Origin of the sequence: Mycobacterium sp., assembly GCF_044370595.1 — a bacterium.
Taxonomy (GTDB): domain Bacteria; phylum Actinomycetota; class Actinomycetes; order Mycobacteriales; family Mycobacteriaceae; genus Mycobacterium.
On sequence record NZ_JBILVF010000122.1, the window covers coordinates 1 to 10,457 of the forward strand.

11 protein-coding genes and 1 pseudogene are annotated in these 10,457 nt (G+C 68.0%); 7 read left to right on the forward strand and 5 right to left on the reverse strand.

What is annotated here, in order from left to right:
* Positions 1 to 899: acyl-CoA dehydrogenase family protein (locus tag ADBZ5N_RS14125; RefSeq protein WP_526258367.1), on the forward strand; the 899-nt coding region annotated here is incomplete at its 5' end.
* Positions 900 to 904: 5 nt separating this feature from the next.
* A complete protein-coding gene (locus ADBZ5N_RS14130) occupies positions 905 to 2,038 on the forward strand; it encodes an acyl-CoA dehydrogenase family protein (protein ID WP_526258369.1) in 1,134 nt (377 codons plus the stop codon).
* 5 nt (positions 2,039 to 2,043) lie between these two features.
* Here the strand turns inward: ADBZ5N_RS14130 and ADBZ5N_RS14135 are convergent, their stop codons facing one another.
* Positions 2,044 to 2,826: a bestrophin-like domain gene (locus tag ADBZ5N_RS14135; RefSeq protein WP_526258371.1), complete on the reverse strand. Its 783-nt coding sequence runs from the start codon at positions 2,824 to 2,826 to the stop codon at positions 2,044 to 2,046.
* An 88-nt stretch (positions 2,827 to 2,914) separates the two neighbouring features.
* Here ADBZ5N_RS14135 and ADBZ5N_RS14140 point away from each other — a divergent pair, with 88 nt between their 5' ends.
* The gene (locus tag ADBZ5N_RS14140) at positions 2,915 to 3,556 is read left to right on the forward strand and encodes a heme-binding protein (protein ID WP_526258373.1); all 642 of its coding nucleotides are present in this window, start codon (positions 2,915 to 2,917) and stop codon (positions 3,554 to 3,556) included.
* Between the two features lie 84 nt (positions 3,557 to 3,640).
* Here the strand turns inward: ADBZ5N_RS14140 and ADBZ5N_RS14145 are convergent, their stop codons facing one another.
* Positions 3,641 to 4,363 (reverse strand): hypothetical protein, encoded by a 723-nt coding sequence (locus tag ADBZ5N_RS14145; protein WP_526258375.1) that lies wholly within the window; start codon positions 4,361 to 4,363, stop codon positions 3,641 to 3,643.
* Positions 4,364 to 4,472: 109 nt separating this feature from the next.
* On the opposite strand from ADBZ5N_RS14145, the gene ADBZ5N_RS14150 reads away from it, so the two are divergent.
* Both ADBZ5N_RS14150 and ADBZ5N_RS14155 read left to right on the forward strand, forming a co-directional pair.
* A complete protein-coding gene (locus tag ADBZ5N_RS14150) occupies positions 4,473 to 4,607 on the forward strand; it encodes a hypothetical protein (protein WP_526258377.1) in 135 nt (44 codons plus the stop codon).
* Between the two features lie 14 nt (positions 4,608 to 4,621).
* On the forward strand, positions 4,622 to 5,284 hold the full coding sequence (locus tag ADBZ5N_RS14155) for a M15 family metallopeptidase (protein WP_526258379.1): 663 nt from the start codon (positions 4,622 to 4,624) through the stop codon (positions 5,282 to 5,284).
* A 34-nt stretch (positions 5,285 to 5,318) separates the two neighbouring features.
* On the opposite strand, the gene ADBZ5N_RS14160 is transcribed toward ADBZ5N_RS14155, so the two are convergent.
* A complete protein-coding gene (locus ADBZ5N_RS14160; RefSeq protein ID WP_526258381.1) occupies positions 5,319 to 6,179 on the reverse strand; it encodes a lysophospholipid acyltransferase family protein in 861 nt (286 codons plus the stop codon).
* A gap of 51 nt (positions 6,180 to 6,230) precedes the next feature.
* Complete coding sequence (locus tag ADBZ5N_RS14165) at positions 6,231 to 7,757, reverse strand: flavin-containing monooxygenase (protein WP_526258383.1); 1,527 nt, start codon at positions 7,755 to 7,757, stop codon at positions 6,231 to 6,233.
* A 105-nt stretch (positions 7,758 to 7,862) separates the two neighbouring features.
* On the opposite strand from ADBZ5N_RS14165, the gene ADBZ5N_RS14170 reads away from it, so the two are divergent.
* The gene (locus ADBZ5N_RS14170) at positions 7,863 to 8,498 is read left to right on the forward strand and encodes a TetR/AcrR family transcriptional regulator (protein WP_526258385.1); all 636 of its coding nucleotides are present in this window, start codon (positions 7,863 to 7,865) and stop codon (positions 8,496 to 8,498) included.
* Here the strand turns inward: ADBZ5N_RS14170 and ADBZ5N_RS14175 are convergent.
* A complete protein-coding gene (locus ADBZ5N_RS14175) occupies positions 8,443 to 10,056 on the reverse strand; it encodes a WS/DGAT domain-containing protein (RefSeq protein WP_526258387.1) in 1,614 nt (537 codons plus the stop codon). The genes ADBZ5N_RS14170 and ADBZ5N_RS14175 overlap by 56 nt on opposite strands.
* A 107-nt stretch (positions 10,057 to 10,163) precedes the next feature.
* Between ADBZ5N_RS14175 and ADBZ5N_RS14180 the strand changes: the two are divergent.
* Positions 10,164 to 10,457, forward strand: a pseudogene (locus ADBZ5N_RS14180) (hypothetical protein); the annotation flags it as partial.

Below are 10,457 nucleotides of genomic sequence, written 5' to 3' on the forward strand. Positions count from 1 at the left end.
AAGACTACTTCCTGCCCCGCATCCTCACCGGCGAGGTGTTCTTCTGCCAGGGCTACTCCGAACCCGAGGCGGGTTCGGACCTGGCATCGCTGACCATGGCGGCAGTCGACGACGGTGATGATCTGGTGTGCACCGGCAGCAAGATCTGGACCACCCACGCCATGGAGGCGAACTGGATCTTCACTCTGGTGCGCACCACCCGCGGCGCGCGCAAGCAGCAGGGCATCACCTTCCTGCTGATCGACATGACCTCTCCGGGCATCGAGATCCGGCCGCTGGTGATGACCTCCGGGGAGGAGATCCAGACGCAGATCTTCTTCGACGGCGTGAGGGTGCCCAAGTCAGGAGTCATCGGCACGATCGACGACGGCTGGACGGTGGCCAAGTATCTGCTGGAGTTCGAACGCGGCGGCAGCGCGGCCGCCCCGGGCCTGCAGGTGATGGCCGAGTCGATCGCCGGCGAGGCCCGGCATCAACCGGGCCCTGGCGGCGGGGTGCTACTCGACGATCCGGCGTTCGCCGCCAAACTCGCCGACGTCCGCATTCGCACCGAGGTTCTGGAGATTCTGGAGTACCGGGTGCTAGCCGCGGTGGCCGAGGGCCGCAACCCCGGTGCGGCCTCGTCGATGCTGAAAATCCTGTCCACCGAACTGAGTCAGGCGATCACCGAACTGGCGATGGAGGCGGCCGGACCGCGCGGTCGGATCTATCAGCCGCACGCCACCCGGCCGGGCGGCCCGATCGCCGACTACCTACCGCCGGCCGACGGCCACGTCAGCGGCCAGCCATGGCAGGCAGTTGCCGCCCTGCGTTACTTCAACGACCGGGCCGGTTCAATTTACGCCGGGAGCAACGAGATTCAACGCAACATCCTGGCCAAAGCAACCCTGGGACTGTAGCGGCCATGCACTTCAACCTCTCCGCCGAACAAGAGCTGCTGCGCGACGGCTTGAGCAAGTTCCTCGCTGCACGCTACGACCTCGAGAGCAGCCGGGCCGCCGCGAAGACCGGGGCCGGCTGGCAACCGGAGATCTGGCGCAGCTTCGCCGAGGAGTTGGGCATCCTTGGGGCCACCCTGCCCGAGTCGGCCGGCGGCATGGGCGGCGGACCGGTCGAGGCGATGGTGATCGCCGAGGAACTCGGCCGGGCGCTGGTGGTCGAACCGTTCATCGACACCGTGCTGGTGGCCGGCGGGATCCTAGACCGCGCCGGCGGGGCCGCGGCGACGGCCGCACTGGAGCGCGTCGGCGAGGGCGCAGCCATCGTGGCGCTGGCAGTCGGTGAAGGGTCTGAGCATTGGGAGTCGTTGTCCACCAATGCGATTCAAGCCGACAACGGCTGGGTGCTCACCGGGTCCAAGGCCGTGGTGCTGTCGGCACCGATAGCCACCCACCTGCTGATCGCCGCCCGCACCGCCGGTGAACCCGGCGACCGGCACGGCATCTCGCTGTTCCTGACGGAGTTCGACCCGGCCGCGCCGCCCGCCGGCATGAGCGTGCACAGCTACCGCACCATCGACGACCGCCGCGCCGCCGACCTGACTTTCGACGGCCTGCACCTACCCGCCGATGCCCTGCTGGAACACGACGCCTGGCCGTCGCTGGCTCGGGCCCGTGACGACGGCGCCGCGGCGGTGTGCGCCGAAGCCGTCGGCGCCATGCGCCGGGTGCTCGCCGACACCGTGGACTACTGCAAGCAGCGCCAACAGTTCGGCGCCCCGATCGGTAGCTTCCAGGTGCTGCAGCACCGCATGGTGGACATGTACATGGAACTCGAGCAGGCGGTTTCGGCCGTATATCTGGCGGTGCTCAACCTCGACACCGACCCCGACACGAGGGCCCGAGCGGTGTCGGCGGCCAAAGTCACCGTCGGGCGCGCCGCCCGGTTCGTCGGGCAGAACGCCGTGCAGTTGCACGGCGGCATGGGGATGACAGAAGAACTTGCCATCGGGCACTACTTCAAGCGGCTCACCGCACTGCAGTACGAGTTCGGGTCCACCGACCACCACCGCACCCGCTACGCCGACCTGGCCCGGTAGGCGTCCTAGGGCGTGGCCAACTGCTGGGCGATCGTCTGCATCGGCGCGAGGGTTATTCCGGACCGGATTGCGAAGGGATAAGCGAGCGCCAGCACCGTGGTGACGGACACCGCCGGAATCAGACACCAGATGAAAATCAGCGACGGCCGGGCGTAGGTCACAGTCGTGATCCCCATCAGGATCGAGGACAGTACCCCGACGACCATCAGCAGCCCGAGCAGCGGACGGGGCAGGGCGCGGTTGGCCACCGCGGCAACGGCAGCCGCCGACGAACTCAGCGTCGAGGCTGCCGAGATCAACGGCGCGGTCTGCCGCTCGGGAGCCGTCGGCCCATAGGCGAAGGCCTGCAGCGCATTCTCGAACCGGTCCAGCGCAGCCGCGGACGGCAGAACGGCGGCGTCGCCCCTGACCAGCAAACGGATGTCCTCTGCCACCACGGTTGCCGCGTAGTTGCGCAGATCGGCCATCAATGCCGCCGACTGGGCCGGATCGCGGATGTTGTTCAGTTCCCAGGCCATCTGTTGAACCGCCGTCGCCTGCTGCTCAACCGCCGTCTGGCTTGCCGTCACCGCCCCCCAACTGATCGAGATGGCGAAGCCGACGAAAAACGCGAAGGTCGCCGCAACTCCGGTGAGCAGGCTGTTGGCCTGTTCGGCGAGCGCCTCACGCGCCTCGGCTTCGCGGCTGCGCAGCACGAGCTCGCGAGCGGCACGGGTCACGGCCCAGAAGAAGAGCGTCATCACCGCGGCGATCACCCACAGCGGCAGCGCGACGATTAATTCCCGCATCAAGGGCAAACTAGCAGTGGCGGGACCGGGGAACCCGATCTTTGATGCCGAGCGTTGAATGGTTACACCGCACGGGACAGGAGTCATCATGCTGAACAAGATCGCCGGGGCACTCGGCCAAGTCGCCGAGGGCGCCGGCACCATCGTCGGCATCCGCCACGGGACCGAGGAACCCTCGTTCACCGTGGAGCGCCGGGTGGGCAGCGCGAACGGTGAGGTGGAGATCCGTCGCTACGGACCGCGGATCGCCGCGGAGACCACGATCGACGCCGACGAGGAAGCCGCCCGCAATGAGGGTTTCCGCCGGTTGGCCCGCTACATCTTCGGCGGGAACCAGGGAAAGACGAAAATCGCGATGACCGCGCCGGTGGTGCAGGAGAAGGGCCAGAAGATCGCCATGACCGCGCCGGTCGCGGCGCAACGCGGCAGCACCGGCCAGTGGGTGATCCGGTTCTTCATGCCCTCAGAGCACAGCCTGGACACCCTGCCGGCACCCCACGACGAACGGGTGCATCTCGTCACGGTTCCCGGCGAGCGGGTGGCGGTGCTGCGATTCTCCGGAATCGCCAGTTCCGAGGCTGTGGCCGCCCGCACCGACGAACTGTTGCAGACGTTGCGGGACAACGACATTCAGGCCGCTGGGGAACCGTTGACCTGGTTCTACGACCCGCCGTGGACGATCCCGTTCCGGCGTCGCAATGAGGTCGCTATCAGCTTGGGGCCCGCCTAGACATCCCAGGAAACGCAGCTTGTCAAGCTGCGTGTGGTTCCGGGGGCGGTGGCCCAGACTGGAAGGTTCGCTGATCAGTACCCACTAGGGGGCCGGTGCTGGGGCAGCGTCTGCCGGAGCCGGGGCAGGGGCCGGGTCAGCGGGAGCAGGTGCAGGTACTTGCGGCGCGGGCGCAGGCTCAGCCGGCGCAGCTGTAGCCGGGGCGGGAGCCGGCGCTGCCTGAGATCCGCGACGACTTTGCTCGGCAGTCGAGGCGGAGTCGGTGGAGTCGGCGGCGCGGTCCGACGGGGCGTCCCCCGGAGTCGCAGACGGAGCCGGGTCGGCCACCGGGACGTTCGGCGCAGCCGCGGGGACGGGCGGCTCGGCCGCGGGAAGCTCCGGTGCGGGCGGCGCGTCGGGCGCCGGCGGTGCGACCGGACCTTGATTTCCCGGGACGCTCTCGGTCAGCCGCTGGTCGGTCACCGGGCGCTGCGCCAGCAGCAGCAGGGCGTCGCTAGCCGATATGTCCTGCCCGCGGATCGCGTTCCACACCTCACGCAGATAACCCAGACGGGGGTACTGCGGGGCCTCCTGGGTGGTGCCCGGGGGCAGGCTGTCCGGGCTGGGCAGATGCGACGTGCCGTCCGGCGGGGTGAGCGCCACCGGAGCAGCCGGGGCGGGAGCCGCCGGATCTGAAGCCGGGGCGGGAACAGGGGCAGCCGGGACGGGGATCTCAGCAGGAGGCACGGGCTCGGGGATCACCGGATCGGCGGCCGCGACGGGGGCGACCACCGCCGCCAGCCCCACCCCGAGCGCACCGACAGCCACCCGCACCGGTCGTGTCCCGCTGCCTGAAAACCGCACGTCCACCTCCGCGCCGAAGAACGCCTACACACCTCTGTCAGATAATGCCCGCGATTCGTTACAGGCGCCACTCGTGTCACGCGAACAACCCAGCCCCGCCGCTGCGGCCGGCGATACCGGCTGCCTCACCCACCGGCAACTGTCCTATCCGCGCTACCGCGACGAAGCCGAACACCTGGACCTGGGCGGCTCGGCCGGTCGACGGTGACCGAGAATGCGGGAATGCGACATGTCCTGACCGGCGCAGCCCTCGCCGTTGCACTGGCGTGGTCGGGTCCGGTGACCGTCAGCGCCGCCCCGGACGGGGCCGTGCCGCCGGTGAGCGCGCAGGCGCGCGCTGCCGGGTTGATCGACGTCCGCACCGCGGTGCCCGACGCCATCATCGACCTGCGTTACACCACCGCCGACAACTTCGTCGGCGTCCCGTTATACCCCGCCGACGCGCGCTGCCTGGTGCACGAGTCGCTGGGACCCGGATTGGCCACCGCCGCGGCGGCACTACGCCGGCAGGGATACACCCTGGTGTTCTGGGACTGTTACCGGCCCTACGACGTGCAGGTGCAGATGTTCGAGGCGGTACCCGACCCGGCATGGGTGGCCCAACCGGGCGACTACGCCCGCAGCCATGAATCGGCCCGGTCGGTGGATGTGACACTCGCGGCCCGTGGGCGACTGGTGGAGATGGGCACCGACTTCGACGACTTCTCCCCCCGCGCAACCGCATACGCCACCGAGGGGGTCAGCACGGCGGCACAGGCCAACCGGGCAGTGCTGCGCACCGCGATGGCCGCCGGCGGGCTGGCCGTCTACGCCGGTGAGTGGTGGCACTTCGACGGACCCGGCGCCGGGGATCCGCGGCCGATTCTGGATGTTCCGGTCAACTAGGGGGATACCCGCGGACTGTGCTGTTGCCGCAACGTCACCCGATGAGCGGGAACCGGTTTGCGGTCATCTCCGTCAGCGCATCCTGCATCAGCGTGTGGATCCGGTCGGCGTAGCCGTCTGCGTCTTCGTCAGCCGTCGACCTGGTGGCCGGGAGCACCCGGGTGTGCAACTTCGTCGGAAGCGGCAGATACGGAAGCATGCCGACCACACCGACATTCAATCCCCACGGCACCGACAGGCTGACCGGCAAGGCTTTCACCCGCAGGATTCTGTCCAGCCGCAACGCCCGCGCCAGCCGTTCACCGTCGGTGAGCACCAGCAGCGACTCCCCCGCCCCGGCGGTCACGATCGGAACGATGGGTACCCGCTGGTCGATGGCCAGCCGGGCGAAACCGCTGCGTCCCCCGAAGACGATCCGGTTGCGGTCGCTGAACGACTTGCCCGCGTCGAGGTCGCCACCGGGGAAGACCACCACATGGTGGCCCTCGGCGAAGGCCCGCTTTGCGCTCTCCCGGCTGGCGGGGCGGGCACCGAGGTGCTCGAAGATCGGGCCGACGCCCAGCGTCCACGCCAGTTGGTGGGTCAGGTAGGTCACCGGCCGGTCCAGGTTGAGATCGCCCAACGCTGCATTAACCGCCATCACGTTGAGGTCGAGGATCCCGCCGAAGCCGTGGTTGGCGACGAACAGCACCGGCTCGTCGAGGCTGTCGGCCTCGACGTCGATCTGCAGCCGGTGGTAACGGCGGACGAATTCGACCACCCGGTGCCGGACGGACTGCAGGGCGGCCTCCAACTGCTCACCGCCGGGATCGACGGCCTGCTCGACAGCACCGAGCACGGCGTCGGCGAGTTGTTCCAACGCGGCGCGCTGAAGGGGTTCGGGGTCGGCGCTCATCGACCGCCATTGTCCCCGGCCGTCTCGTGCCGATGGGTGACCACCCGCGGCTTACGCCGAGGCAGCCCCTGCCGCCACGATCGCCCGCGCAGCGGTACTGAACCGCAGCACCGGATCCTCCACCGAACCCTTGCGCAGCCGCTCGTGGTCGGCCCAGTAGTCCATCTCGATGGTCCACGGGCCGCTGGTCCCCTGCTGCGGGAATTCGTTGATCGCGCGCAGGATGTAACCGGCCGGGAAGTCCAGCATCGGGCGCCGCGTGATCGTGGGATCGTCGGCGACCGGCATGACGGTGGTGTAGCCATGCTGGTCCATATAGGAGATCACCCGGCACAGGTGATCACACACAGGGCCGACTTTCAGCGTCCACGACGAATTGGTGTAGCCGAAGATGAACGCCATGTTCGGGATCCCGGAGAGCATGAAGCTCTTGTAGACCAGGCTGTCGTGGGCATCCTTGAGCTCACCGTCGACGGAGACCTCGATACCGCCGAACAACTGCAGTTTGAGGCCGGTGGCGGTGACGATGATGTCGGCGTCGAGCTCCCGCCCGGACTCCAGCAGGACTCCGGTCTTGGTGAACCGCGTGATCTTGTCGGTGAGCACCGAGGCCTTGCCCTTGGAAATCGTCCGGAACAGGTCGGCGTCGGGCACCGCGCACAACCGCTGATCCCACGGGTCATAGACCGGATTGAAGTGGGTGTCGACGTCGAAATCCTTGGGCAGGGCGGTGATGTTGATCTTGCGGATGAGCTTGCGCGCGAGCTTGGGGTTGCGCTGGCAGAGGTTGTAGATGAACCGGCCCTTGCCGATGTTGAACCGGCGCGTCGCGGCGTAGGCAGCCTTGGCCGGCAACACCTTCCGCAGGGAGTTGGCGATCGGGTCCTTGCGCGGCAGCGGCATCACATAGGACGGTGACCGCTGCAGCATGGTGAGGTGGGCGGCCCTGTCGGCCATCGCCGGGATGAGGGTCACGGCGGTGGCCCCACTGCCGATGACGACGACCTGCTTGCCGGAGTAGTCGAGGTCCTCCGGCCAGAACTGCGGGTGCACGATCCGGCCCTCGAAGTCCTCTTGGCCGTCGAAGTGCGGCGCATGGGCCTCGGAGTAGTCGTAGTAGCCGGTTGCGCCGAACAGCCAGTCGCAGGTGACGTCCCACTGCTTGCCGTCACGCTCGAGGGTTACCGTCCACTGCGCCGCCTCAGTGCTGAAATCGGCCCGAATCACCCTGTGGTGCATGTAGATCCGCTTGGCCAACCCGTCCTCCTCGATGACCTCGTGGAGGTAGTCGAGGATCTCGTGGGCGTCGGCAATGGCGTTGTCGGAGGTCCACGGCTTGAACTCGTAGCCGAAGGTGTGCAGATCGGAGTCCGACCGGATGCCCGGGTAGCGGAACAGATCCCAGGTGCCGCCGATGGCGTCGCGGCTGTCCACGATCGCGAAGGTCTTGCCCGGCAACTGGGTGACCAGATAGTGCCCGAGGCCCAGACCGGAGATCCCGGCCCCGACCACCAGCACGTCGACGTGCCCGGTCAGTGAATCCTTCGGGCGGGTGGTGTTGAACGACGCGACGGACATGGACTCTCCCGATCGAGGGCTAGGACTGTAACGTGAATAATGTTATATTTTCTTCGACAGCTGTCAAGACTTCCCTGGCTGCGCCATCCACGAGAGAGGGCTTCGGTGACCGTCACCCCTGTTCAGCGCCGCGCGCCCGTCCAGGCGCGCAGTCGGCAGACGGTCGACCGCATCCTCCACGCCGCCGCCGCGATCGCCGACGAAGAGGGCGTGGACGCCGTCACCACCCGCGCCATCGCCGACCGTGCCGGGGTGTCCTCGCCCTCGCTGTACCGGTTCTTCGCCGACCGTGAGGCGATCCTCGACGAACTGCTCGAACGGCACTGCGCCGAACTGGACTCTCGCTGCGTGGCCGCCGAGCAGACCTGGCAGATCACCTCGATCGCCGACCTGCTCAACCACGAACTGGACCTGCACACCCACTACTATCGGCTCTACCCGAGTTCGGCGCGGCTGTGGATGGCCGGCCGCACCTCCCCCACCGTGACCAAGCATGTGCACGCCCGGATGCAGCGGCTCGCCGGGCGAATGCACGCGATGCTGATCAGCGCCGGCCTGCTTCCCCCCGAGACCGATCCGCGCGCACTGCTGGTCGCCGTCGAAATGGCCGACCGGGTGCTGGAGTTGTCCTTCCGGGACGACACCGACTTCGATCAGGCCATCCTCGACATCGGCCGCCGCGCGCTCATTGCCTTCGGCCGTGACCTCGCCGGGGACCTTTCCCACCCCGTCCCCAGCTGACCGGCATCAAAACCACACCCGGGGTTGCCTCGGCGATTCGCTCGAAGGCGTCGATGAAACCCTCGACGATCATTTCGTGGTCGGGCACAAGTGTTGTATCGCAGGCGATTCCGACGATCACCCGGCCGTTGTAGCTGGAGATGGTGAAGCTCATCGGCTGATCCCCGGAAACCGGCGCCCAACCGACGATGCCCTCGACCAGGCTGCCCGCCAGATACACCGCGGCGGGTGGACCGGGCACGTTGGTCAGTGTGCCCAGCGTGCGGTTGGCGAACATATCCACCGACGCCTCATAAAGCTCGCGGCTGAAACCGGCGATCGTCTCCTGGAACCGGAAGGCCACCGCAGCCTCATGGCCGTGCTTGATCCGGTCCATCCGCCGTTTGGCGGTGGCCAGCAGTTTGCGCGGGTCGATCTCGTCGGTGGGCAACTCCAACTGAACCAGCGCGAAGTCGTTGCCCAGCGAGTCCGGCAACGTCAGGTCCAGCGGTTTGAGGTTGACCGGCACCATGAAGGTCACCGACGAGCACAGCGCCTCGTGGGCCCGCAGGTACTCGTGCAAGGTGCCGGCCACGCAGGCCACCAGCAGATCGTTGACGGTGCAGCGGTTGGCTTTGGCGACCGCCCTGATCGCCGACAACGGCAGCGGGTCCGACCAGGCCACGCCCTTCTCATCGCCGGCGGTACCGGTCCAGATCGTGGCGTCGTTGCGGGTGCCGATCAGCAGTTTGCGCACAGTGTCCACATCTCCGGGCACCGCGGAGAAGAAGTCGACCAGTTTCCCACCGCCGGGGACCGCGGCCCGCACCGTCCCGGGGATATCGGCGGCGCCGGCCCGCGCAGCAGTCAACAGCGTCACCCCCGCTCCCACCGGGTTGCGCAGGACGAACCGCCCGATCTTGCCGGCCCGTGCCAGCAGGTTGGCCTCGGTCACCCGGGAGACGGTTTCACCCGCTGTGCGGGCGACCTCGACGGCCCCGGAGCGGACCCGTTCAGGCAGCGGGCGACCGGGCGGGTGGGGATGGGCACCGGTCTGGATCACCGCCGGCGCCAGGATCGGCCCGCCCTGCGGGGTGGAATCGAACAGGCTCATCGCCAACTGCACCATCCGCATGCCGTCGGCGATGGCGTGGTGGCTGCGCAACAGCATCGCGCTGCCTTCGCGGTAGCGCTTGATCCAAATCGACTGCCACAGCGGGTGATTGTGGTCCAGCGGGTTGGTACGGTGCGCGGCGACGAGTTCCTGCAGCGCCTGCGGGTCGTCCGGATTGTGCAGTGAGACCAGGGAGACGTGATTGTCGATGGTGAAGTCGGGGTCAGGCTCCCACCACCACGAGCCGTCGTCGTCGCAGACGGCGCGGCTGCGGAACACCGAGTAGCGGTTGATCAGCCGTTGTTCGACGACCTTGCGCAGTTCGGCGAAGTCCAACGGCTCGGCGGTCCAGACCACCGAGTCGACGACCATCAGGTTGTTCGGACGGTCCATTTCCAGCCAGAGCGCGTCCTGGACCCCGAGCCTGCGCCGCTCGCCCAACTGCCAACCTCCGACCGGATCCACGGGGAAACCCCGTGTCCATTCTTGCCGATCGGCGCGCCGGGGACCCCCCGTACGGGCCAGCAAAGATTCGAGCTGTCATCATGGCAGAAACAGGCGAAGGGATGATTATGCGCAAGGCAGTGATCCGGCGGCTGCTGGCCATGGTCGCGGTTTTCGCCGCGGTGATGGGTATGGCAGCCCCAGCGAATGCCTGCAGCCGGGTGACCTGGCTCGGACCGGACGGCATGGTCATCACGGGCCGATCGATGGACTGGCCGTACTCGTTTAACTCCCACCTCTACGCGGTTCCCGCCGGCAGCACCCAGGACGGCGCGGGCGGCGTCAACTCGCTGACCTGGACCCGCAAATACGGCGCCATCGAGGTGGCCGGGACCACCGATCCCAACGGGCCGATCGACGGG

Coding starts and splice junctions, on each gene's coding strand:
- ADBZ5N_RS14160 (WP_526258381.1), bottom strand. CDS start 6,179: ATGAGCGCCGACCCCGAACCCCTTCAGCGCGCCGCGTTGGAACAACTC.
- ADBZ5N_RS14140 (WP_526258373.1), top strand. CDS start 2,915: ATGCTGAACAAGATCGCCGGGGCACTCGGCCAAGTCGCCGAGGGCGCC.
- ADBZ5N_RS14130 (WP_526258369.1), top strand. CDS start 905: ATGCACTTCAACCTCTCCGCCGAACAAGAGCTGCTGCGCGACGGCTTG.
- ADBZ5N_RS14165 (WP_526258383.1), bottom strand. CDS start 7,757: ATGTCCGTCGCGTCGTTCAACACCACCCGCCCGAAGGATTCACTGACC.
- ADBZ5N_RS14135 (WP_526258371.1), bottom strand. CDS start 2,826: ATGCGGGAATTAATCGTCGCGCTGCCGCTGTGGGTGATCGCCGCGGTG.
- ADBZ5N_RS14155 (WP_526258379.1), top strand. CDS start 4,622: ATGCGACATGTCCTGACCGGCGCAGCCCTCGCCGTTGCACTGGCGTGG.